19 protein-coding genes are annotated in these 21,583 nt (G+C 63.4%); 13 read left to right on the forward strand and 6 right to left on the reverse strand.

Annotated elements, in window-relative coordinates; all coding sequences use genetic code 11:
* Window positions 1-20: 20 nt before the first annotated feature.
* The gene (locus RBJ75_RS24490; protein ID WP_044415554.1) at window positions 21-974 is read right to left on the reverse strand and encodes an ABC transporter permease; all 954 of its coding nucleotides are present in this window, start codon (window positions 972-974) and stop codon (window positions 21-23) included.
* 227 nt (window positions 975-1,201) lie between these two features.
* The gene (locus tag RBJ75_RS24495) at window positions 1,202-2,821 is read right to left on the reverse strand and encodes an ABC transporter substrate-binding protein (RefSeq protein WP_234707495.1); all 1,620 of its coding nucleotides are present in this window, start codon (window positions 2,819-2,821) and stop codon (window positions 1,202-1,204) included.
* Window positions 2,822-3,056: 235 nt separating this feature from the next.
* Here RBJ75_RS24495 and RBJ75_RS24500 point away from each other — a divergent pair, with 235 nt between their 5' ends.
* Window positions 3,057-4,655: an ABC transporter substrate-binding protein gene (locus RBJ75_RS24500; protein WP_044415556.1), complete on the forward strand. Its 1,599-nt coding sequence runs from the start codon at window positions 3,057-3,059 to the stop codon at window positions 4,653-4,655.
* Window positions 4,656-5,023: 368 nt separating this feature from the next.
* On the opposite strand, the gene RBJ75_RS24505 is transcribed toward RBJ75_RS24500, so the two are convergent.
* The 3 genes from RBJ75_RS24505 to RBJ75_RS24515 are packed head-to-tail and all read right to left on the reverse strand — an operon-like array spanning window position 5,024 to window position 8,081.
* Complete coding sequence (locus RBJ75_RS24505) at window positions 5,024-6,313, reverse strand: ArgE/DapE family deacylase (protein ID WP_044407978.1); 1,290 nt, start codon at window positions 6,311-6,313, stop codon at window positions 5,024-5,026.
* Between the two features lie 38 nt (window positions 6,314-6,351).
* The gene (locus RBJ75_RS24510) at window positions 6,352-7,377 is read right to left on the reverse strand and encodes a histone deacetylase family protein (RefSeq protein WP_044407976.1); all 1,026 of its coding nucleotides are present in this window, start codon (window positions 7,375-7,377) and stop codon (window positions 6,352-6,354) included.
* Window positions 7,374-8,081, reverse strand: coding sequence for a GntR family transcriptional regulator (locus RBJ75_RS24515; RefSeq protein ID WP_044407973.1), 708 nt, complete (start codon window positions 8,079-8,081; stop codon window positions 7,374-7,376). The genes RBJ75_RS24510 and RBJ75_RS24515 overlap by 4 nt, the downstream gene beginning before the upstream one ends.
* A gap of 110 nt (window positions 8,082-8,191) precedes the next feature.
* Here RBJ75_RS24515 and RBJ75_RS24520 point away from each other — a divergent pair, with 110 nt between their 5' ends.
* The 6 genes from RBJ75_RS24520 to RBJ75_RS24545 all read left to right on the forward strand — a co-directional run bounded on the left by RBJ75_RS24520 (window position 8,192) and on the right by RBJ75_RS24545 (window position 15,102).
* Window positions 8,192-8,971, forward strand: coding sequence for a class II aldolase/adducin family protein (locus RBJ75_RS24520; RefSeq protein ID WP_044407970.1), 780 nt, complete (start codon window positions 8,192-8,194; stop codon window positions 8,969-8,971).
* Window positions 8,972-9,026: 55 nt separating this feature from the next.
* Entirely contained in the window at window positions 9,027-10,577 is a 1,551-nt protein-coding gene (locus tag RBJ75_RS24525; protein ID WP_044407967.1) for an ABC transporter substrate-binding protein, read from the forward strand.
* A gap of 156 nt (window positions 10,578-10,733) precedes the next feature.
* A complete protein-coding gene (locus tag RBJ75_RS24530) occupies window positions 10,734-11,705 on the forward strand; it encodes an ABC transporter permease (protein ID WP_044407965.1) in 972 nt (323 codons plus the stop codon).
* Window positions 11,702-12,541: an ABC transporter permease gene (locus RBJ75_RS24535; RefSeq protein ID WP_276156698.1), complete on the forward strand. Its 840-nt coding sequence runs from the start codon at window positions 11,702-11,704 to the stop codon at window positions 12,539-12,541. The genes RBJ75_RS24530 and RBJ75_RS24535 overlap by 4 nt, the downstream gene beginning before the upstream one ends.
* Window position 12,542: 1 nt before the next feature.
* On the forward strand, window positions 12,543-14,162 hold the full coding sequence (locus tag RBJ75_RS24540) for an ABC transporter ATP-binding protein (protein WP_044409673.1): 1,620 nt from the start codon (window positions 12,543-12,545) through the stop codon (window positions 14,160-14,162).
* A gap of 4 nt (window positions 14,163-14,166) precedes the next feature.
* Complete coding sequence (locus RBJ75_RS24545; RefSeq protein ID WP_044409670.1) at window positions 14,167-15,102, forward strand: 2-hydroxyacid dehydrogenase; 936 nt, start codon at window positions 14,167-14,169, stop codon at window positions 15,100-15,102.
* A 34-nt stretch (window positions 15,103-15,136) separates the two neighbouring features.
* On the opposite strand, the gene RBJ75_RS24550 is transcribed toward RBJ75_RS24545, so the two are convergent.
* Window positions 15,137-16,039 carry a LysR family transcriptional regulator gene (locus tag RBJ75_RS24550; RefSeq protein WP_044409667.1) on the reverse strand — a complete coding sequence of 301 codons (903 nt, stop codon included), beginning with the start codon at window positions 16,037-16,039 and terminating at the stop codon, window positions 15,137-15,139.
* 180 nt (window positions 16,040-16,219) lie between these two features.
* Here RBJ75_RS24550 and RBJ75_RS24555 point away from each other — a divergent pair, with 180 nt between their 5' ends.
* The 6 genes from RBJ75_RS24555 to RBJ75_RS24580 are packed head-to-tail and all read left to right on the forward strand — an operon-like array spanning window position 16,220 to window position 21,518.
* A complete protein-coding gene (locus RBJ75_RS24555; RefSeq protein WP_044409665.1) occupies window positions 16,220-17,422 on the forward strand; it encodes an amino acid ABC transporter substrate-binding protein in 1,203 nt (400 codons plus the stop codon).
* A 27-nt stretch (window positions 17,423-17,449) separates the two neighbouring features.
* A complete protein-coding gene (locus RBJ75_RS24560; protein WP_044409662.1) occupies window positions 17,450-18,316 on the forward strand; it encodes a branched-chain amino acid ABC transporter permease in 867 nt (288 codons plus the stop codon).
* Window positions 18,313-19,248, forward strand: a complete 936-nt coding sequence (locus RBJ75_RS24565) for a branched-chain amino acid ABC transporter permease (protein WP_044409658.1) — start codon at window positions 18,313-18,315, stop codon at window positions 19,246-19,248. Before RBJ75_RS24560 ends, RBJ75_RS24565 begins: the two co-directional genes overlap by 4 nt.
* Window positions 19,241-19,990: an ABC transporter ATP-binding protein gene (locus RBJ75_RS24570; RefSeq protein ID WP_044409655.1), complete on the forward strand. Its 750-nt coding sequence runs from the start codon at window positions 19,241-19,243 to the stop codon at window positions 19,988-19,990. The genes RBJ75_RS24565 and RBJ75_RS24570 overlap by 8 nt, the downstream gene beginning before the upstream one ends.
* Window positions 19,983-20,714: an ABC transporter ATP-binding protein gene (locus RBJ75_RS24575; protein ID WP_044419100.1), complete on the forward strand. Its 732-nt coding sequence runs from the start codon at window positions 19,983-19,985 to the stop codon at window positions 20,712-20,714. Before RBJ75_RS24570 ends, RBJ75_RS24575 begins: the two co-directional genes overlap by 8 nt.
* A gap of 48 nt (window positions 20,715-20,762) precedes the next feature.
* Window positions 20,763-21,518 carry a hypothetical protein gene (locus RBJ75_RS24580; protein WP_044404451.1) on the forward strand — a complete coding sequence of 252 codons (756 nt, stop codon included), beginning with the start codon at window positions 20,763-20,765 and terminating at the stop codon, window positions 21,516-21,518.
* Window positions 21,519-21,583 lie beyond the last annotated feature (65 nt).

Below are 21,583 nucleotides of genomic sequence, written 5' to 3' on the forward strand. Positions count from 1 at the left end.
GGGCGAAGATCCAACATGCTTTAAGCCCGCTTGATGCGCGGATCGATCGAGGCTTGCGCGATGTCGACCACCAAATTGAGGAACACGAAGAACAGCGCCAGCACCAGGATGGTGCCCTGCAACAGCGGCAGGTCGCGCTGGAAAATCGCGGAGTTCAGCAACAAGCCGCTACCCGGCCAGGAAAACACCGTCTCGATCAGGATTGAGCCGCCGAGCATGTAGCCCAGTTGCAGCCCCATCACCGCCATCGCGGTCGGCGCGGCGTTCTTGATGACGTGGCGAAACACGTAGGTCTCGCGCAGCCCCTTGGCGCGCAACGCCTCGACGAAATCCTGCGACAGGATATCGCCGGTCAGCGCCCGCACCGTGCGGGTGACGATACCCATCGGAATCACCGAGGTGGTGATCGCCGGCAGCACCAGATATTTGATGTGCTGCCAGTCCCAGCCCCATTGTCCGGAGCCACCGGGACCGGCGCCGACGGCGGGCAACCAGTTCAATTCCACCGAGAAGATGATGACCAGCACCATGCCGAGCCAGTAATGCGGCACCGAGACGCCGGCGATCGCGATCGAGGTCGACACCTTGTCGATCCAGCTGTCGCGGAAATAGCCGGACAGCAGGCCGAACATCAGGCCAAGGGAAAAGCCGATGATCGAGGCGGCGATCGCCAGCGTGACGGTGTTGCCGACGGCGCGCATGACTTCAGTCAGCACCGGCCGCCCGGTGGCGATCGAGTTGCCGAGATCGCCATGCATCGCCTTCCACAGCCACAGCCAGAACTGCACCGGCAGCGGCCGGTCGAAACCATAGGCGGCGCGCAGCTGGGCGGCGAGTTCCTGCGAGGCGTCGGCCGGCAGAATGGCGACCAGCGGATCGCCGGGCGTGATGTGGACCAGCATGAAGCAGACCAGTGCCACGCTGAGCACGATCGGGATCACATAGACGATGCGGCGGGCGATATAGATGAACACGTGAGGCCTTTGCTGAGTAGCGCGACTTGAAGGTGGGCGCGTGTGCCCAAACTGAATTTGCTCGACCGGCAATCTCTCGTTCGTCATGCCCGGGCTTGACCCGGGCATCCACGGAGCCAAGCGACGCCGTGCCCGTTGCCGTGGATGGCCGGGTCAAGCCCGGCCATGACGCGGAGAGGTGGTAGCTTAACCTCGGCCACCGACCGGCGGCCGAGGTTGTGGTCCGACTACGGCGCCATCGACACCGGGGAGAAGTCGACGAACCAGCTTTTCGGCTGCACGAAGCCTTTGACCTTCGGGCTCAGCGCGCGCGGTCCGACGTCGTGGGCGACATAGAGGAAGGCCGCGTCGTCGATCGAGGCTGCGTTCAGTTCGGCGAGCGCGGCGTCACGCTCCTTGTCGTTGAAGCTGGTGCGGGCCTTCTTCACCAACTCGTCGAATTTGGGGTTGTTGATGTAACCCCAATTGTTCGACACCGGCGGCGCCATCGAGGACTGCAGGAAGCGGACCAGCGCGAAGAACGGGTCCATCGCCGCATAGGTGACGTTGGTGGCGTTGGCGCCGTTGGCGGAGGGGTCCTTGGCGCCGCGGCGCCAATTGGTGAACAGCGTATTCCACTCGATGACGTCGAGCTTGACGTCGAAATAGCACTCCGCCAGCGCCTGCTGCAGATACTCGTTCATCGGCAGTGGCAGCATCTGGCCGGATCCCGAGGCCGAGGTCTGCACCTTGACGCTGAGCTTCTTGTCGGGGCCGTAGCCGGCTTCCTTCATCAGCTTCTGCGCCGCCGGCAGATCGTATTTGATCTGGAACGTCGGATGTCCGCGCCACGGATGGCCGGGCTCGAAGGTGCCGGTCGCCGGCACCATCAATCCCGCCAGCAAACCGTCGCGCAGGCCGTCGCGATCGATGCACAGATTGGCGGCCTTACGGACCCGGATGTCGTTCCACGGCGATCCTTCGATCCGGGAAAACTGCCACGGCCAGACATGCGGCTGTTCGTTCTTCTCGATCTTGAAGCCGCGGGCTTCGATCTCCTTGACGGCGTCGGGCGCCGGCGCTTCGACCCAGTCGACCTGTCCGGACAACAGCGCGGCGGTGCGGGCGCTGGCTTCGGGCATCGGCAGCAGCACCATGCGGTCGACATGCGGCACCCGGGCCTTATCCCAATATTTGTCGTTCTTCACCAGTTCGAGCCGCTCGCGCGGCATGAATTTCGACATTTTCCACGGGCCGGTGCCGGACGCATCCTTGGAGAAGGCGGTCCAGGCGGCTTGCGATTTCGCCTTGGCGTCGGCGCCATCGGCCTTGTCGTACAGCGCCTGCCATTTGGTCGGGCTGGCGATGAACAGATTGGTCAGATTGATCGGAAGGAAGCTGTCGGGCTCCTTGGTGGTCAGTTCGACGGTCATGTCGTCGATCTTCTTGGCCGAGACCAGCGTCGGCATCCGCGATGCGGTGACGCCGACCTGGCTCGGATCGTATTGCGGCGCGTCCTTGTTCAGCACCTTGTCGACGTTCCAGACCACGGCGTCGGCATTGAACTTCGAGCCGTCGTGAAACGTCACGCCGGGGCGCAGCTTGAAGACCCATTTGGTCTTGTCGGAATCGTCGACCTTCCATTCGGTCGCAAGGCCGGGAATGACGACGCTCGCCTTGGTCGCCGATGACAGGTCCCACATCGTCAGGCCGTCATACATTGTGAGCCCGGTGAAGCGATTGCCTTCGAAGCCCTGGTCCGGCTGACCCAAGGTGCGCGGAATATCCGCGGCCGTCATGCCGATCCGCAACACGCTCTCGGCGCTGGCGAATTGCGGCAAGGCGACTGCGCTTGCCATCGTCAACATCCAGAGCGCTGTGGTCGTCCGGATTGCAGGTCTCATCATACGCATCGTGTCCATTCCTCTCGAACTTCGATGACTAAAACTTATGCAACGGTCGTGCCAGCGGGGCCGAATCGGCCGATTACCGGCGGATCGCCCGCATTTTGTATGCAATCGCAGTGGCTTTGTACGAGGTGCCCCGGGTGGCACTGGCTTTGCATTGGTTATTCAATATCCCACCAATGGAGACCTCGGGTTCATGCGCGTGCTTAAAACGATTACAATTGCGGCTGTTGCCGCCCTTTTGGGAGCAGCGCTGCCGGCGCGGGCCGAGTCGGTGGTGCGCTATGGCATATCAATGGCGGACATCCCGCTGACCACCGGGCAGCCCGATCGCGGCGCCGGTGCCTATCAATTCACCGGCTATACGATTTACGATCCATTGGTCGCCTGGGAGATGAATGTCGCCGACCGGCCCGGTAAGCTGGTGCCGGGTCTGGCGACGTCGTGGAAGGTCGATCCCGCCGACAAGACCAAATGGCGGTTCACCCTGCGCCAGGGCGTCAAATTCCACGATGGCAGCGACTTCAATGCCGATGCGGTGATCTGGAATCTCGACAAGGTGCTCAACGAAAAGGCGCCGCAATTCGACAAGCGGCAAAGCGCCCAGGTCAAGACCCGGCTGCCCTCGGTGAAGAGTTACGCCAAGATCGACGATTCCACGGTCGAGATCACCACCAAGACCGTCGACTCCTTCTTCCCCTATCAGATGCTCTGGTTCCTGGTCTCCAGCCCGGCGCAGTATGACAAGGTCGGCAAGGATTGGGACAAGTTCGCGATGAACCCGTCCGGGACCGGGCCGTTCAAACTCACTAAGCTGGTGCCGCGCGAACTCGCCGAACTCAGCAAGAACGCCGATTATTGGGACAAGGCGCGGATTCCCAAGGTCGACAAACTGGTTCTGGTGCCGATGCCGGAAGCGCTCACCCGCACCAACGCCTTGCTGGCGGGCCAGGTCGATCTGATCGAGACCCCGGCGCCCGACGCTGTCCCCCAGCTGAAGGCCGCCGGGATGCGGATCGTCGACAACGTCACCCCGCATGTCTGGAATTATCATCTCAGCATGCTGCCGGGCTCGCCCTGGACCGATGTGCGTCTGCGCAAGGCGCTCAATCTGGCGATCGATCGCGACGCCATTGTCGGGCTGATGAACGGCCTGGCGAAGCCCGCCACCGGCCAGGTCGATCCGACCAGCCCCTGGTTCGGCAAGCCGACCTTCAAGATCAAATATGATCTTGCCGAAGCCAAGCGGCTGGTGAAGGAAGCCGGCTATTCGCCTGAGAAGCCGTTGAAGACCACCTTCATTATCGCCAATGGCGGCACCGGCCAGATGTTGTCGCTGCCGATGAACGAATTCCTGCAGCAGAGCTTCAAGGAAATCGGCATCGACGTCGACTTCAAGGTGGTCGAGCTCGAAGTGCTGTACACCGCGTGGCGCAAAGGCGCGGCCGATGACAGCATGAAGGGCATCACCGCCAACAACGTCGCCTACGTCACCTCCGACCCGCTCTATGCCATCGTCCGCTTCTTCGATTCCCGTCAGGTGGCACCGGTCGGCGTCAATTGGGGTTATTACAAGAACCCGAAGGTCGATGCGCTGATCGACGAGGCCAAGCAGAATTTCGATCCGGCCAAGCAGGACGAATTGCTGGCCCAGGCCCATGGCCTGATCGTCGACGACGCGCCGATGGTCTGGGTGGTGCACGACACCAACCCGCACGCGCTGTCGCCGAAAGTGACGAGCTTCGTGCAGGCCCAGCACTGGTTCCAGGACCTGACCACGATCGGCGTGCAATAGAAACGACGGGCGCGCGCGGCCTGGCTGCGCGCGCCGACCATCCCAAGAGTGTTGTCCTCTCGTTCGTCTCGCCCGGCCTTGTGCCGAGCTTCCACCGTTTGAAAGCAGTGCTGCACCTCAGATTCTGAATGAACGAGAAACCAATAAGATCAAGTTTGATTCCGTCATTGCGAGCCGAGGACGGCGCATCGCGCCGTCCGAGCGCGAAGCAATCCAGGAGCGCCACACACAGACTGGATTGCTTCGTCGCTTCGCTCCTCGCAATGACGACCTCGAAGGCTTGATTCGATTGATCCCTTCAAGTGAGCGCCCAGGCGTGGATGCCGGGACGACCCCGGCCATCACGACGCGGATGGGGCGGTGCAGGTCTAACCCGCGATCTGTTCCAGCCCGCACCATTCGGCGATGAACAGCGCCATCGCGGTGGTGGTCTTCTTCAGCGACGGCAGATTGACGCCCTCGTCGACGCCGTGGACGCCGCGCGAGATCGCGCCGTAATTCAACGCCGGGATATCGTCGAACAGCACATAGACGCGGCTGTCGAGATAGGCCAGCGAGGTCACGGTCTCCAGCTTGCGGCCGAACACCGCCTGATGGGCGCGGCCGAGCACGGCCTCGGCGTCGGAGCCGGGCTTCAGCACATAGCCCTCGGCCTGAAACCCGTTGAAGGTGACGGTCGGCGGCATGTTGGAAAGAAAGGCATCGTCGCGGGTGAAGGCGGCGACGCGCTCGACGATCTCCTTCTTGGCTTGTTCGGCGCTGGTGCCGGGCAGGATCGAGATCCGGCAGTCAACCTTGCACCAGCTCGGCACCGACGACGCCCAGTCGCCGCCGGCGATCTTGCCGACATTGAGGTTAATCGGCTTGTCGATGTCCTTGAAATATTCGAGGCCGTCCTTCTTCTTGTTCCACTCCATCTCCATTCGGCGCAATTCGCCGATCACCCGATAGGCGGCGTCGATGGCGTTGGCGCCGGTGCCCATGCGCTGGACATGCACCGGCACGCCGCGCACTTCGAGCTGAAACCAGATCACCCCGATATTGGCGCGGGTCAGCGTTTCATGCGAGGGCTCCGACACCAGCGCGGCGTCGGCCTTGTAGCCGCGCAGATGCGTCATCAGTGCGCCGTCGCCGGTGGATTCCTCCTCGACCACGGATTGCAGATAGACCGTGGCCGCCGGCTGCAGGCCGAGGCGCTTGAGCGCATCGAGCGCGAAGATGTTGGAAGCGGCGCCGGCCTTCATGTCGGCCGCGCCGCGGCCCTGCATCCAGTCGCCGTCGATCACCGGCTCAAAAGGCGGCGTCGCCCACATGTCGGCGGCGCCTTCCGGCACCACGTCGACATGGCCCTGCATGATCAGCGAGCGGCCCTTCTCCTCGCGCGGGCGATGGATGCCGACCACGATCGGCGCCCGCGAATGCAATTCGTCGAAGGCGCCGCTGCCGGGGTGGCGCGCCAGCGCCTCGCGGTCCATCTCGAACCGCTCCATGGTGTAGCCGCGCTCCTTCATGGCGCGGAACATGTAGTCCTGCATGGTGTGTTCATTGCCGCGGGTGGAGACGTGGCGCACCATCTCCTGGGTGAATTTGACCTGGGCGTCGAAGCCCTGCTCCACCGCGGAGATAATCTGGTCGCGCAGTTTGGAATCCAGCGTCATTGGCAGACAGCCTTTGTTGTTGTGGGGAGGTGTTGCAGTCAGCGCGCGGCTTCGAAGCCTTTGAGCGTCGCGGTGAGATTGGCGCCAAGAGAATCGGACAGATAGCCGCCTTCCTGGACCAGGACGGTGGGCAGGCCCAATCGCGCGAGCGCCTCGCCGATCCGGCCGAAGCCGGCGGTGGTGACCTTCAATGCTGCGAGCGGATCATGCTCGGAAGCGTCGAGGCCGAGCGCCACCACCAAGGCGGTGGGGGCGAAGGCCGCGATGGTGCGGGCCGCGATCGTCATGGCTTCGATGTAGCCGTCATCGCCGGTGCCGATCGGCAACGGAATATTGAGGTTGGCGCCGAGCCCGTTGCCTTCGCCGCGTTCATGGGCGTAGCCCCAAACGAAGGGATAGTAGCTGGTGGGATCGGCGTGGATCGACACCGTCAGCACGTCGGGCCGCGCATAGAAGATGCCCTGGGTGCCATTGCCGTGATGCACGTCGACGTCGAGGATGGCGACGCGCTCGTGGGTCTGGCGCAGATGGGCCGCGGCGATCGCCGAATTGTTCATGAAGCAGAAGCCGCTGGCGATGTCGCGATAGGCGTGGTGGCCGGGCGGGCGGCACAGCGCATAGACCGCGTCCTCGCCGTCCAGCACCATCTGGGCGGCGGTGGTGGCGACATCGGTTGCCGCGCAGGCGCCAGCCCAGGTGCCGGGGCCGATCGGCGCCGCCGTATCCATGGTGTGCCAGCCGAGCTTGCCGGTAATGTGGCTGGGATAGGTCGCGGCATTGCGCACCGGATGCACATTGGCGATCATCTCCGCGCCGTAATCCGGCAGCTTCGTCCACTCGCTCCAGGCGTCTTCGAGAAAGCGCAGATATTCCGGCGAATGCACCCGCGTCCGCGGGCCTTGTCCGAATTCGTGAGCGTCGACCAGCGTATGGCGGCCATCGTGCAATCCCTTGAGCAGCCGATCGGCGCGCTCGGGCTGTTCGGTGGTGCGCTTGACCTGGCCGCGGACCAGAAAGAATTGCGGATCATGGCTGCGGTGCTTGTCGGAATAGACGGCCTTCACGTCGCGGCTCCTTTGGTTGATGAGGGAATGTCGCGCACCAGCCTGGCGACTTCACGCCACGCCGCGCCGATGTGATAATCGAGACGCGCCTCGATGATGTCGGGATGGCCGCCTTCGAGCGCCTCCAGGATCGCCTCATGGGTCTCGGCGATGCGGCGCGGATCGTCATAGAGTCGGCCGATCAGGCCGATCACCATGCGCAATTCGGAGGCGAGGTCGTCGAACAACCGCAGCAGGCGCGCGCTGCCGGCGATCTCGCAGATCATGCGATGAAACTTGTAGTCCTCTTCGACTTGCCGCGCGGGGTCATCGAGGCTCGCGGTCTCGTGCAGCACGTCGATCTGGCGCCGCAGCGCGTCGCGCGAGCGCGGCGTCAGGTTTTTCGCCGCCAGCACGCCGGCGTGGCACTCGACACAGATCCGCAGATCGTAGATTTCGTCGATGTCGGTGGCTTCGAGTTTGCGCACGAAGAAGCCGCGGCGCGGATGCGCGACCATCAGTCCCTGGCGCTCCAGCAGCCGCGCCGCCTCGCGCACCGGCGCCCGGCTGATGCCGAGTTCGCGGGCGATCGCAGCCTCCACCACCTTGGCGCCGGGCTGCAAATGTCCCTGAACAATCGCCTGAGTCAGGATGCGTGCGACCTGACCGACAAGGTCGGTATCAGTCAGCGCAGTGAGTCCGACGGGAGGAGTAATGAGGCGCATGCGGGGACCTGTTCGATCCAGCTGTACAAGATTTAAGCGTCGATTGTCGACAGTTTAGTCTTGTAACACTTCGCGCGACTGTGTTTGCTGGTGATATCGAAACGGGAAACATGCTCTTGAATGTCCATGCAAGCGTTACGTCGTCACATGATGAAGTGCAGCAAGCACGGGTCGATCTGGCTGCGGCCTATCGACTGATTCACCGATTAGGCCTCGACGACAGCATCTATACGCACATCTCGGTGCGGCTTCCGGGGCGGGACGATCGCTTCCTGATCAACCCTTACGGGATGCGGTTCGAGGAAGTAACTGCCTCTAATCTGGTCACCGTCGATGTCGACGGCAAGGTGATCGACGATCCGCTCGGTCTCGGCATCAATCCTGCCGGGTTCACTATTCACAGTGCGGTTCATGCCGCGCGTCATGATGTGTTCTGCGTGTTGCACACCCACACCGTCGCCGGTGTCGCGGTGGCGTGCCAGAAAGATGGGCTGCAGCCGCTCAATCAATGGTCAATGCAGTTCACCGACCGCATCGCCTATCATGATTTCGAGGGCATTGCGCTCGATCTGTCCGAGCGTGAGCGGTTGGTCGCCGATCTTGGCGAGAAATTCGTGCTGATCCTGCGCAACCACGGATTGCTGACATGCGGCCGTTCGGTCGGCGAAGCCTTCAAGCTGATGCATAATATGGAGCGATCCTGCCGCGCCCAGCTGGCGTTGCAATCTTCCGGCGTCGAGATCGTGCGGCCGTCGTTGGCGGTGGCGCAGCACACCGCCGGCCAATATGAGCGCGGCTACGCCAAGATCGAAATCGAAGGCCAGCCGGATAGCGAATGGGCGGCGTTCAAGCGCATGCTGGAACGCACCGACCCGGACTTCGTCCGCTAAATTTACTACGTCATCATGGGTAACGCGTCGTCAGGCGCGGGGGGAGAGACACGACATGCTGAAGCAAATTGCCTTGGGTCTGATGCTGAGCTGCTGCGCCGTCACCATGGTCAACGCGCAGACCCCGAAACTCGGCGGCACCATCAACGCGGTGATTCAGCCCGAGCCGCCCGGCTTGATGCTGGCGCTGGTCCAGAATGGCCCGACCCAGATGGTGTCGGGAAATATCTACGAAGGTCTGCTGCGTTACGACAAGAAGCTCAACCCGCTGCCGGGCCTAGCCGAAAGCTGGACCGTCAGCCCTGATTCAAAGGTCTACACGTTCAAGCTCAAACCGGGCGTGACCTGGCATGACGGCAAGCCCTTCACTTCGGCCGACGTGCTGTTCTCGACCGAGATGCTGAAGCAGACCCATGCGCGCGCCCGCAACAATCTCAGCAAGGTCGAAAAGATCGAGGCGCCCGACGATCTGACCGTGGTATTCACCCTCAAGGAGCCGTTTGGCCCGTTCCTCGGCATCTTCGAGGTCGGCTCGATGCCGATGATCCCGAAGCACATTTACGAAGGCACCGACTACAAGACCAATCCCGCCAACAATAAGCCGATCGGCACCGGCCCGTTCATGTTCAAGGAATGGCAGAAGGGCTCGTTCATCCGCCTGGTGAAAAATCCGAACTATCACGAAAAGGGCAAGCCCTATATCGACGAGATCTATTGGCAGGTGATTCCCGATGCGGCGGCGCGTTCGGTGGCTTACGAAACCCATAAGGTCGACGTGCTTCCCGGCGGTTCGGTGGAGAATTTCGACGTTCCCAGGCTGAGCAAATTGCCCAATACCTGCGTCACCGGTGATGGCTGGGAGTTCTTCAGCCCGCTGGCGTGGCTATGGCTCAATAATCGATCCGGCCCGACCTCGAACAAGCTGGTTCGGCAGGCCATCATGTATGCGATCGACCGCAACTTCGCCAAGGATGTGATCTGGAACGGGCTCGGCAAGGTGGCCACCGGTCCGTCGGCGTCGACGATCAAATTCTACACCGACGACGTCAAGAAATATCCGTTCGATCCCGCCAAGGCCAAGGCGTTGTTGAAGGAGGCCGGCTACAAGGGCGAAAAGATCCGCCTGCAGCCATTGCCCTATGGCGAGACCTGGCAGCGCTGGGGCGAGGCGGTGAAGCAGAACCTGATCGATGTCGGCTTCAACATCGAGACGATCGCCACCGACGTCGCCGGATCGAATGAACGAATCGGCAATTGGGATTACGACATCGCCTTCACCTATCTGTACCAATATGGCGATCCCGCGCTCGGCGTCGGCCGCAACTACGTTTCGAGCGCGATCGCCAAGGGCCAGCAGTTCAACAATGTCGAGGGCTATTCCAACCCCGAGGTCGACAAGCTGTTCGCCGACGGCGCGGTGGCGACGCCGGATTCCAAGCGCAAGGAAATCTACGAGAAGGCCCAAAAGATTCTGGTCGAGGACGTGCCGGTGGCGTGGTTGCTCGAATTGCAGTTTCCGACCATCACGAACTGCAAGATCAAGAATCTGATCACCACCGCGATCGGCGTCAATGACGGCTTCCGCGACGCCTGGATCGACCAATAGGCCGGGCCAGTCACAGGCGATGTCAGTGCGTGCGTCGTCATTGCGAGCACAGCGAGGCAATCCGGGGCCGACGGCGCAAACTGGATTGCTTCGTCGCAGCACTTGCCGCGATGACGAAGCGATGCGAACGGAAATTGTAATTGCGATGGACCTTTGATGCTGACATTCGTGGCCCAGAGGATTGTAAAGGGCGTCGTCGTCCTGCTGGCGATCATCGTGTTGAATTTCTTTCTGATCCGGCTGGCTCCGGGCGATCCCGCGGTGGTGATGGCCGGTGAGGCCGGCGCCAGCGATCCATTGTTCGTCGCGCAGTTGCGGGAGAAATTCTCGCTGGACCGGCCGCTGCCGGAACAGCTGTTCAAATACGTCAAGGGCGTTGCGCAGCTCGATCTTGGCTTTTCGTTTCGTCAGCAGGTCCCGGTGGCCAAGCTGATCGCCGACCGGCTCGGCGCGACGCTGTTGCTGACGTTGACGGCGTTCGGCATTTCGCTTGCGCTTGGCGTTCTGTTCGGAACGCTCGCCGCGCGATTTGCCGGCAGCTGGGCGGATAGCGCGATTACGGTGGCGGCGCTGATCTTTTACGCCACGCCGCTGTTCTGGGTGGCGCTGATGGCGATCCTGTTGTTTTCGGTCTATCTCGGCTGGCTGCCGAGCTTCGGCTACGAAACGGTCGGCGCCAATTACACCGGCCTCGAACACGTTCTCGATGTCGGCGCCCATCTGATCATGCCGGCGATGACCATCGGCCTGTTCTTCATGGCGACCTATACGCGCATGACGCGGGCCTCGATGCTCGAGGTGCAGCGGCTGGATTTCGTCAAGACCGCGCGCGCCAAGGGGCTGCGCAATAGCGTGATCCAGCGCCGCCACGTCTTGCGCAATGCCCTGCTGCCGGTGGTGACGCTGGCCGGCGTGCATTCCGGCACTTTGATCGGCGGCGCCGTGCTGACCGAGACGGTGTTCGCCTGGCCGGGAATCGGCCGGCTGATGTATGAGGCGCTGCTGCAGCGCGACTACAATCTGCTGCTCGGCGTGTTCGTGGTCTGCTCGGCGATGGTGCTGATCTTCAACCTGATCACCGATCTGGTCTATCGCCTGGTCGATCCACGCATCGAATTCGCCTCATGAACCGGTTCTGGAAATCGATGCTGCGCAATCCCGGCGGTATGATCGGCCTCGTTATCCTGACTCTGGCGATCGTGATCGCGGTGTTCGGGCCCTGGATCTTCCCCAATTCGCCGTGGCGGATGGTGCAAAGGCCGTTTCTGCCGCCATTCACACTATCGACCGTGCCGCTCGGCACCGACGCGCTGGGGCGAGACGTCTTTGCCGGCATCATCTACGGGGCGCGGGTGTCGCTGCTGGTCGGCCTGGTCTCCACCATCATGGCGCTGCTGGTCGGCGTGCCGCTCGGCGCTATCGCCGGGTTTTTCGGCGGCCGCATCGACGACGCGCTGATGCGCTTCACCGAGTTCTTCCAGACCATTCCGAGTTTCGCCCTGGCGATCGTGCTGGTGGCGATCCTGCAGCCGTCGATCTATTCCATCGTCGGTTCGATCGGCATCGTCAGCTGGCCGCCGGTGGCCCGGCTGGTGCGCGCCGAGGTGTTGTCGCTGCGCAGCCGCGAATATGTCCAGGCCGCCATCGTTACCGGGCAGAGCAATAGCTGGATCATCTGGCGCGAGATTCTGCCCAACGCGCTGTCGCCGGTGATCGTGCTGTCCTCGCTGATGGTCGCCACCGCGATCCTGCTGGAGTCGTCATTGTCCTTTCTCGGGCTCGGCGATCCTAATCTGATCTCCTGGGGCTATATGGTCGGCGCCGGCCGCACCGTGATCCGCCAGGCCTGGTGGATCACCGTGTTCCCGGGCGTCGCGATTCTGATTTCAGTGCTCGGTCTCAACCTGATCGGCGAGGGCCTCAATGACGCGCTCAATCCACGCCTCGGCAAAGATGGACGCTGAGATGACGAGCGCACCCGCGATCTCCATCAAGAATCTCAAAATTGCGCTGCCGACCGGTGGCGAGCGCAGCTATGCCGTCAACGGCATCTCGCTCGATCTGATTCCCGGCGAAATCGTCTGCGTGGTCGGCGAATCCGGCTCCGGCAAATCGATGTGCGCCCACGCGCTGATGGGCCTGCTGCCCGACAGCGTCACCACCGAAACCGGCGAGATCCTGCTCGACGGTCAGGACCTGTTGAAGCTCGACGAGGATGGCTGGCGCGACGTGCGCGGCCGCCGCGTCGCCATGGTGTTCCAGGAGCCGATGACCGCGCTCAATCCGTTGATGCGGATCGGCGCGCAGATGATGGAAATGTTCGAGGCCCATGGCTTGCTGACGCCGAAGCAGCGCCGCGCCAAGGCATTGGCGCTGACCCGCGAAGTCGGGCTGCCGGATCCCGAACGCATCATTCGCGCCTATCCACATCAATTGTCCGGCGGCCAGCGTCAGCGCGCGATGATCGCGATGGCACTGGCGCTGGAGCCGAAAGTGCTGGTGGCCGACGAACCCACCACCGCGCTTGACGTCACCACCCAGGCGCAGATCCTGAAACTGATCCGCGACCTGCAACGCAGCCACGACATGGCGGTGATGTTCATCACCCATGATTTCGGCGTCGTCGCCGATATCGCCGACCGCGTCGTCGTGTTGCGCCATGGCCAGGTGGTGGAGCAGGGCAGCGCCGAGGAGGTGTTGACCCGCCCGCAACACGACTACACCAAGGCGCTGCTCGCCGCGGTGCCGTCGATGCATCCGCCGGTCCGGGCCACGTTGGAAGGTCGCGCCAAGGCCGTGGACGTGATTGGCCTCGACAAGACCTACGTCACCGCCGGCGGGTGGTTTCGGCCCGACCGCAAAGTGCAGGCTGCCAATGGCGTGAGCTTTACGATCCACAAGGGCGAGACGCTGGGATTGGTCGGCGAGTCCGGCTCCGGCAAATCCTCGGTGGCGCGGCTGGTGATGCGGCTGATCGAGGCCGACCGTGGCACCGTCCGGATCGGCGATGTCGATCTCACCGAACTCGAAGGCAAAGCGCTGCGCGATCAGCGCCATCGCATCCAGATGATCTTTCAGGACCCGTTCGCCTCGCTCAATCCCCGCCGCAAGGTCGGAAACATCATCAGCGACGGCCCGATCGCCCATGGCGCCGAGCCGAAGGCGGCGATGCAGCGCGCCACCGATCTGCTGGCGATGGTCGGGCTCGATGCCGGCGCGATGCAACGCTATCCGCATGAATTCTCCGGCGGCCAGCGCCAGCGCATCGGCATTGCGCGGGCATTGGCGCTCGATCCGGAAATCATCGTCGCCGACGAGGCGGTCTCGGCGCTCGACGTCTCGGTGCAGGCCCAGGTGCTGGCGCTGCTCGAGGACCTCAAGGCCCGGCTCGGCCTGTCGATGCTGTTCATCACCCATGATCTGCGCGTCGCTGCGCAAATCTGCGATCGCATCGCGGTGATGCAGCGCGGCGTCATCGTCGAGCTGAAACCGACCGCGCAGCTGTTCGCCGCGCCCGAACATCCCTATACACGCGAATTGCTCGCCGCCGTTCCGGGCCAGCACTCACCGTCGCAGGCCGCCTGATTCCATGCATTGCGTTCTCCTCAGTACAACGGTCGATCTGCGCCGCTACCTCGCCGACCAGATCAAGCGGCTCGAGGGCCAGGTCAGTTTCGTCGATCATCTCGACGGCACCGATCCCGCCGCTATTCGCATGGCGGTGAGCTGGCAGCCCGCGGCCGACGCGTTCGACCATTACCCGAATTTGCAGGCGGCCTGCTCGATCGGCGCCGGCGCCGACAGCATTCTGCGCTGTCCCAGCCTGCGCGATGGCATCGCTGTCGTGCGTGTGGTCGAGCCGGCGCAGGCGCAGATGATGTCAGGCTTCGTGATCTGGCACGCGATCTGGCACCAGCGCGGCTTCGCCACCTATCTGGCGCATCAGCGCGACCGGCTCTGGCAGCGGATGGGCCAGCGCACTGCCCAGGAAGTCCCGGTTGGCATTCTAGGTTACGGCGCGATCGGTGCCCGCGTCGCCGCGGATCTCGCAGCTCTCGGTTTCCCGGTCAAGGTCTGGAGCCGCAGCGCGAAGGCGACGCCGCCCGGCATCGCCGGCTATCATGGCGCCGACGGTCTCGACGCCATGGTCGAGGACACCGAGATTTTGGTCAATCTGCTGCCGCTGACGCCCGCCACCCGCAACATTCTCAACGGCGCGCTGTTTTCCAGAATGCGGCGCGGCGGTTATCTGATCCAGGTCGGGCGTGGCGAGCATCTGGTCGAGCAGGATCTGCTCGACGCGCTCGACAGCGGGCAATTGGCCGGGGCCGGGCTCGACGTATTCCTCGCCGAGCCGCTGCCGCCGGCGCATCCATTCTGGAGCCATCCCGGCATTGTCCTCACCCCGCACGATGCCTGCGATGTCAGCATGGCGGCGATCGGCGAGACCGTTCTGGCCACCGCCGCGGCATTGCAGGCCGGCCTCATGCCCAAGGACGCCGTCGATCGCCAACTGGGCTATTGATGCCGGCCCGTAGCTGAAGGAGCGACGGCCCCGGTCAGGTCTTGCGCGCCTTCATTCGGTCGACCAGGAGTTGGGCGACCAGAAGTCCGGACGGCGCCGCATCCCTGGTCGCCAACCGCACCAAAGTCACCTGCGTGGCTTCAAGGCGCTTGTCGCGCAGCGGCACCGCCACCAATCTGCCGGCGGTCAGTTCCTGTAGCGCGGCGTCGCGTGGCAGGAAGGTGCCGACATTGGCCCGTGCCGCCATCGTGCGCAGGAATGCAATGGAATTGGTCTCGCCGTAAAGATCGAGCTGGACATTGGCCTTGGCACAGGCGCGGTCGATCTCCTGACGAATGCCGAACGACCGGTCGGGCAGGATCACGCGCAGCCCGGCGAGATCCTTGACTGCGCAATGACCCTTGTCGGCGAAGGGATGGTGCGGCGCGACCATCAGGCACAGCGATTGCCGCATCCGCGCCAGTTCGATCAGATCGTGTCGCGGCGCGCGGCCGAACACCAGACCGAGATCGACATCCTGCCGTCCGACCATTTCGGCGACGCCGCTGGACCCGACCGTCGTCACCGAAATCGAGATCCCGGGATAGTCGCGCGACATGTCGACGACAAAATCGGACACAAAACTCGCCAACAGCCCTTCGACGGTCGCGAGCCTCACATTGCCGCGGTGCAACGCCTCGAACTCCTCGACCTGCGCGCGGATGCGGTCGAGCTTGCTCTGATTGTCGATTGCGTAGCGATACAGCAAGTGGCCGGCATCGGTCAGGCTCATGCCCCGGGCGCCGCGCTCGAACAGTTTGACCGACAATTCATCTTCCAGCCCCTGCACCTGGCGGCTGATCGCGCTGGGGGCGATATGCAGAGATTCGGCGGCCTGTTTGATCGAGCCGCGCAAGGTGACCTCCCGGAAATATTTCAGCGCGGTGGATTCGATCATGAGGCCGCCCTCCAGCGACGAAGCCGATCTGCCCGGAAACCAAGCATCCGCTGCACAGCGTTCTAATTTTTAGAGCTGCTTGATCGAATTTCAATGCTTTTATTCGATCCCCTAATTTGCCATGCTTTCGATCAGGTCACGCCCACCGTCCATGCCCTCGGTCCACGAAGGAGAAACTTGATGGTTCGTTCTCGGCTTTTGTCTCGCTCGCTTGTGGTCGCAGCCTGTTTGGGATTGTCCATCTCGGCGGCGTCCGCGCAGGACGTCATCCGCTTCGGCGCGCCGCTTCCGCTCACCGGGCCGCTCGCCCCCGAAGCGATCAAGCAGCAGCAGGGCTATGATCTGTGGGCCGAGCAGGCCAACAAGGCCGGCGGCATCGCGGTCGGCGGCAAGAAGTACAAGGTCGAGATCGTCTATGCCGACTATCAGTCGAACACTCCGCGCGCGGTGCAGACGACCGAGCAGATGATCACCCAGAACAACGTCAACTTTCTGTTCAGCCCGTTCGGCTCCGGCGCCGCCAAGGCCGCCAGCAGCGTTTCGGAAAAGTACAAGATCCCGACCATCGCGGCGACCGCGTCGTCGTCGCAGGTCTACGACCAGGGCTACAAATATCTGTTCGGCACCTTCACGCCGAACGACACCTTGACCACGCCGCTGACCAAGATCGTCACGGCCAAGGCTCCGGACGTCAAAAAGGTCGCGATTCTCGCCCGCAACGATCTGTTCCCGCTGGCGATCGCCCAGGAAATGGAAAAGTCGGCCAAGGCGGCCGGGCTCGAAGTGGCCTATTTCGAGAAATACGCGATCGGCACGCTCGATCACTCGGCCACGCTGTCGCAGATCAAGTCGCTGGCACCGCAGTGGATCTTCGTCACCGGCTACATCAACGACCTGCTGCTGGTGCGCAAGCAAATGGCCGACCAGCAGATCAAGGCGCCGGTGGTGTCGATGATCGCAGGGCCGGCCTATCAGGAATTCATCGACGCAGCCGGCGCCTCTGCGGAGAACGTCACCAGCGCGGCGTGGTGGCACCCGGCCGCGCAATATGACGGCAAGGACATCTTCGGCACGTCCGCGAATTACGTAAAGCTGTTCCGCGACAAGTATAAGTCCACGCCGGATTACGCGCAGGCGTCCGCCTCGGTGGCCGGCGCGCTGTTCCAGATGGCGATCGAGAAGGCGGGATCGCTGGACAAGGACAAGGTCCGCGACGCACTTGCCAAGCTCGACGTCGTCACCTTCTTCGGCCCGGTGAAGTTCGGACCGAACGGGCAGATCGATTCGCTGGAGCCGCCGGTGTTCCAAATCCAGAACGCCAAGCCCGTCGTGCTGTCCCCGCAGGTGATCAAGCAGGGCGACTTCAAGCTCGGCGTCAACTAAAGCGAGCCGCGGAGAGACGAGGCCGACATGCTGGCAGCCCAGATCCTGATCAACGCGCTGGTTCTGGGCTGCCTCTATGCCTGCATCGCGATCGGATTCTCCTTGGTGTGGGGCGTGCTCAACGTCATCAACCTCATGCACGGATCGTTCATCGTTCTGGGCGCCTATCTGGCCTGGGGCCTGTATCGATCGCTGCACATTGCGCCCTGGTACGCGCTGTTGCTCGCAGCGCCGCTGTTCTTCGCGATAGGCTATCTGATCCAGCGTGTGATCCTGAATCGGGTGATCACCGCGCCGGTTCTGGTGACATTGACCCTGACGTTCGGGCTCGACCTGATCCTGAACAATGCGATGATCTATTACCTGAAGGCCGACTACCAGAAGCTGAGCCTGGTCCCGCCCATGGGCTCGGTGTCGCTGTTCGGCGTCGTGGTGCCGGTCGATCGGCTGGTCGCGACCGTGGCGGCGCTGGGGCTGACCTTCGTGCTCTATCTGATCTTGCGGCGCTTGCGGGTCGGGCGCGCGATCGTCGCAGTCCGGCTTGATCGCGACGCGGCGGTGCTGATGGGCGTCGACGTCAACGTGACCTATGCGGTGGCCTTCGGCCTCGGCGCGGCGCTGGCGGGGTGCGCCGGCGTGCTGATGGCGCTGATCTTCCCGATTTCGCCGCTGACCTCCACGGCCTATCTCGGCAAGGCCTTCGTGGTCTGCGTCCTCGGCGGCCTCGGCAGCGTGTCCGGCGCGCTGGCGGGCGGCATTCTTCTGGCGCTGATCGAGGGGGTGGGCTCGGCCATGATCGGTCCGGCCCACGCGACGACATTGTCCTTCGCGCTGTTGATCGTGTTTCTGATCGTGCGGCCCCAGGGCCTGCTCGGCCGAAAGGGGTTTGAATGACGCGATCGAACCTGATCCTTCTGGTGCTGGTCGCCGTCATCGCGGCGTTGCCGATCTTCGGCGAATCCTATGCGCTGCGGCTGGGCACCACCGCCTGCATGTATGGCATTCTGGCGTTGTCATGGAACGTGGTCGGCGGCTTTGCCGGCTATCCGTCGTTTGCCACCGCGGCGTTTTTCGGCTTCGGCGCCTATGCATCCGGCATCCTGATGGCGCAGGGCTTGCCGCTGCCGCTTGCGGTCGCGGCCTCCGCCGCGGCGTCCTTCGTGCTGGCGGGGGTGCTGGGTGCGGCGCTGCTGCGTCTGCGCGGCCATTATTTCGCGATCGCCAGCCTGTCGCTGGTCGAGGTGTTTCGCGAACTGGTCAACAATGCCACCGATCTGACCGGAGGCGGCATGGGGCTCAATATCCCGCTGTCGGCCGGGACCGACGTGATGGCGGATGCACGGTTCTTCTTCTACGCGATGTGGGCATTGCTGGCGCTGACCGCGCTGATGGTCATTATCGTCGCCGGCTCGAAGCTCGGCTTCGGTCTGGCCTGCATCCGGCAGAACGAGACGGCGGCCAATATGGTCGGGCTCAATACCACGCTCTACAAGAGCATCGCCTTCGGCCTGTCGGCGTGTTTCGTCAGCGCTGCCGGCGGCGTCTATGCCGCATGGGTGCATTACATCGATCCCTCGGACGTGTTCGACATCCTGTATTCGGTCAAGCCGATCGTGATGGCGCTGATCGGCGGGCTCGGCTCGCCGCTGGGCGTGTTGTTCGGTGCGCTGGCCTATCTCGGGCTGGAGGAGGTGGTGTGGCGCAACTACATCCAGATCCATAGCGGCGTGCTTGGCGTCCTGATCGTCGTCCTGCTGTTGTTCCTGCCGCATGGTCTGATGTCGTTCCGCTCCCGCCTGTTTGCGCGGAGGCCCAAATATGTCTGAGATCCTGCAATTGCGCGGTGTATCGCGTCGTTTCAGCGGCCTGCAGGCGCTGCGCGAAGTCTCGCTGACGATCAACAAGGGCGAAGTGCTGGGCCTGATCGGGCCGAACGGCGCCGGCAAGACCACGCTGGTCAATGTCGTGACCGGCGTCACGCCCGCAAGCTCCGGCACCGTGATCTTCCTGGGACAGGACATCACCCGGCTGAAGACCTATCAATCGGCGCGGCTCGGCCTGGCCCGGACCTTCCAGATCGTGCAGCCCTTCGCCGAATTTTCCGTGCTCGACAATGTCGCCGCGGCGGCGTTGTTCTCGCAGCCGGGCGAGAGCCTCAAATCCGCCCGTGAAGCGGCGCGCGAACATCTCGCCTTCGTCGGCATCGAGGCGCAAGCGGCCGAATCGGCCGCGACGCTGACGCTGGCGATGCGCAAGCGGCTCGAACTGGCCAAGGCGCTGGCGATGCGGCCGCAATTGTTGTTCCTCGACGAGGTCAATGCCGGCCTGAACAGCGCCGAAGTGGAGCGCGCGACCGAGTTGATCCACCGGCTCGCGGCGCGCGGCGTGACCATCGTGATGATCGAGCATCTGATGAAGGTGGTGCTGAACGTCTGCACCCGGATCGTGGTGCTGCACAACGGTCATCCGATCGCCGACGGATTGCCGCGCGACGTGATCAAGAACCCGGCCGTCGTCGAAGCCTATCTCGGGCATCAATATGCGAAGAGGTCCGGCACAAATGGCTGACGCGCCGATTCTCGAACTGCGCGATCTGCGCGCCGGCTATGGCGAGGTCCAGGTGCTGTGGGGCATCGACCTGACGGTGCGTCGCGGCGAGATCACCGCGCTGATCGGCTCCAACGGCGCCGGCAAGACCACGCTGATGCGCGCGCTCTCCGGGCTGATCCCGATCGAGGCCGGCGACTATCGCTCCGACGACGAGGACCTGGCTGGCGCGAATGCGGCGAAAATCCTGTCGCGCGGCATCGTCCATGTGCCGGAAGGCCGGCGGCTGTTCGGCGCGATGAGCATCGAAGATAATCTGCTGATGGGCGCCTATTCGCGAACGGCCGGGCGTGCCGAGCTCAACCGCGACATCGAGCGGGTCTATACGACTTTTCCGAAGCTGCGCGAGCGCCGCAACCAGGCGGCGGCGACGCTGTCGGGCGGCGAGCAGCAGATGTGCGCGATCGGCCGCGGCCTGATGAGCGCGCCCAAGCTGCTGATGATCGACGAATTGTCGCTCGGCCTGTCACCGTTGCTGGTTGAGCAGTTGGTCGATGCGTTGCGCGTGCTGAACGCCGAGGGGATGTCGATCCTGCTGGTCGAGCAGGACGTGACCACGGCGCTCGACCTGTGCGACGCGGCCTTCGTGATGGATATGGGCCGGATCGTTCGGTCGGGGTCCGGTGCCGAATTGATGGCCGATCCGATCATTCGGGATGCCTATCTCGGCGTTCTCGAGGACTGAGTTTCGAATCCGCCAGCAGCGCGGATCGCTGCTAAGAGAAGAGGCAACATGATTGAGACCGTCGAAGCGCCCAATAGTGGCTACCGATTCATGCCCGGCGTCAGCCAGTATTCGGCCGGCGTCGGGGCGCTGCCGGGATTCACGCTCGAGCGGGTGCGGTTCGCCAAGCCTGTGCCGCTGCGCCAGGGATTCGAGCGCATCGCCCAGGTTCTGAAGGATGCCGGCCGACCGTTGACGGCGTTCGCGGCTTGCGAATTGCGCTCGCCTGCGCCGTTCACCGAAGCCGGCTTTGTCAGCTTCAACGAGGAATATATCGGCGTTCTCAAATCGTGGGGGCTGATGCCGAACGGCGTCAATCCGGTCGCCCGCAGCAATGTCTGTCCGAAGATCGCGCCGCCGGCCGAGCCCAGCTTCCATGCCTTTTCCTTCACAGTGAGCGCGGCCAATGCGCCGGATTCATTCGTCGTCGCCGGCAGCGGCGAGGCGCCGGAGGGCATGGGGAATTATCGCGACCACGCCATCCGGCTCGGCGACGTGTCGCCGGCGGGGCTGCTCGAGAAGGCGAAATGGGTTCTGGGCGAGATGGAGCGACGCATGAGCGCGTTCTCCGGCGATTGGAGCCAGGTCACCGCGACGCAGCTCTACACCGTCCATGACATCTTCCCGTTTCTGGAAAGCGAGCTCGGCAAGCGCGGCATTTTCGGGCAGGGGCTGACCTGGCACCTCAACCGTCCGCCGGTGCAGGATCTGGAATATGAGATGGATTGCCGCCGGGTCCATCTGGAGCGCGTGATCGACAATTGAGACGCGCGTCAGCCGGGCGCGTCGCTGCGTCGGCGCGTTGTTGAACAAAGCGGCGGCCGCCCGGC

Source organism: Rhodopseudomonas sp. BAL398, from assembly GCF_033001325.1.
Classification (GTDB): Bacteria; Pseudomonadota; Alphaproteobacteria; order Rhizobiales; family Xanthobacteraceae; genus JARJEH01.

Coding starts and splice junctions, on each gene's coding strand:
- RBJ75_RS24495 (WP_234707495.1), bottom strand. CDS start 2,821: ATGTTGACGATGGCAAGCGCAGTCGCCTTGCCGCAATTCGCCAGCGCC.
- RBJ75_RS24500 (WP_044415556.1), top strand. CDS start 3,057: ATGCGCGTGCTTAAAACGATTACAATTGCGGCTGTTGCCGCCCTTTTG.
- RBJ75_RS24505 (WP_044407978.1), bottom strand. CDS start 6,313: ATGACGCTGGATTCCAAACTGCGCGACCAGATTATCTCCGCGGTGGAG.
- RBJ75_RS24515 (WP_044407973.1), bottom strand. CDS start 8,081: ATGCGCCTCATTACTCCTCCCGTCGGACTCACTGCGCTGACTGATACC.
- RBJ75_RS24520 (WP_044407970.1), top strand. CDS start 8,192: ATGCTCTTGAATGTCCATGCAAGCGTTACGTCGTCACATGATGAAGTG.
- RBJ75_RS24525 (WP_044407967.1), top strand. CDS start 9,027: ATGCTGAAGCAAATTGCCTTGGGTCTGATGCTGAGCTGCTGCGCCGTC.
- RBJ75_RS24530 (WP_044407965.1), top strand. CDS start 10,734: ATGCTGACATTCGTGGCCCAGAGGATTGTAAAGGGCGTCGTCGTCCTG.
- RBJ75_RS24535 (WP_276156698.1), top strand. CDS start 11,702: ATGAACCGGTTCTGGAAATCGATGCTGCGCAATCCCGGCGGTATGATC.
- RBJ75_RS24540 (WP_044409673.1), top strand. CDS start 12,543: ATGACGAGCGCACCCGCGATCTCCATCAAGAATCTCAAAATTGCGCTG.
- RBJ75_RS24545 (WP_044409670.1), top strand. CDS start 14,167: ATGCATTGCGTTCTCCTCAGTACAACGGTCGATCTGCGCCGCTACCTC.
- RBJ75_RS24550 (WP_044409667.1), bottom strand. CDS start 16,039: ATGATCGAATCCACCGCGCTGAAATATTTCCGGGAGGTCACCTTGCGC.
- RBJ75_RS24555 (WP_044409665.1), top strand. CDS start 16,220: ATGGTTCGTTCTCGGCTTTTGTCTCGCTCGCTTGTGGTCGCAGCCTGT.
- RBJ75_RS24560 (WP_044409662.1), top strand. CDS start 17,450: ATGCTGGCAGCCCAGATCCTGATCAACGCGCTGGTTCTGGGCTGCCTC.
- RBJ75_RS24565 (WP_044409658.1), top strand. CDS start 18,313: ATGACGCGATCGAACCTGATCCTTCTGGTGCTGGTCGCCGTCATCGCG.
- RBJ75_RS24570 (WP_044409655.1), top strand. CDS start 19,241: ATGTCTGAGATCCTGCAATTGCGCGGTGTATCGCGTCGTTTCAGCGGC.
- RBJ75_RS24575 (WP_044419100.1), top strand. CDS start 19,983: ATGGCTGACGCGCCGATTCTCGAACTGCGCGATCTGCGCGCCGGCTAT.
- RBJ75_RS24580 (WP_044404451.1), top strand. CDS start 20,763: ATGATTGAGACCGTCGAAGCGCCCAATAGTGGCTACCGATTCATGCCC.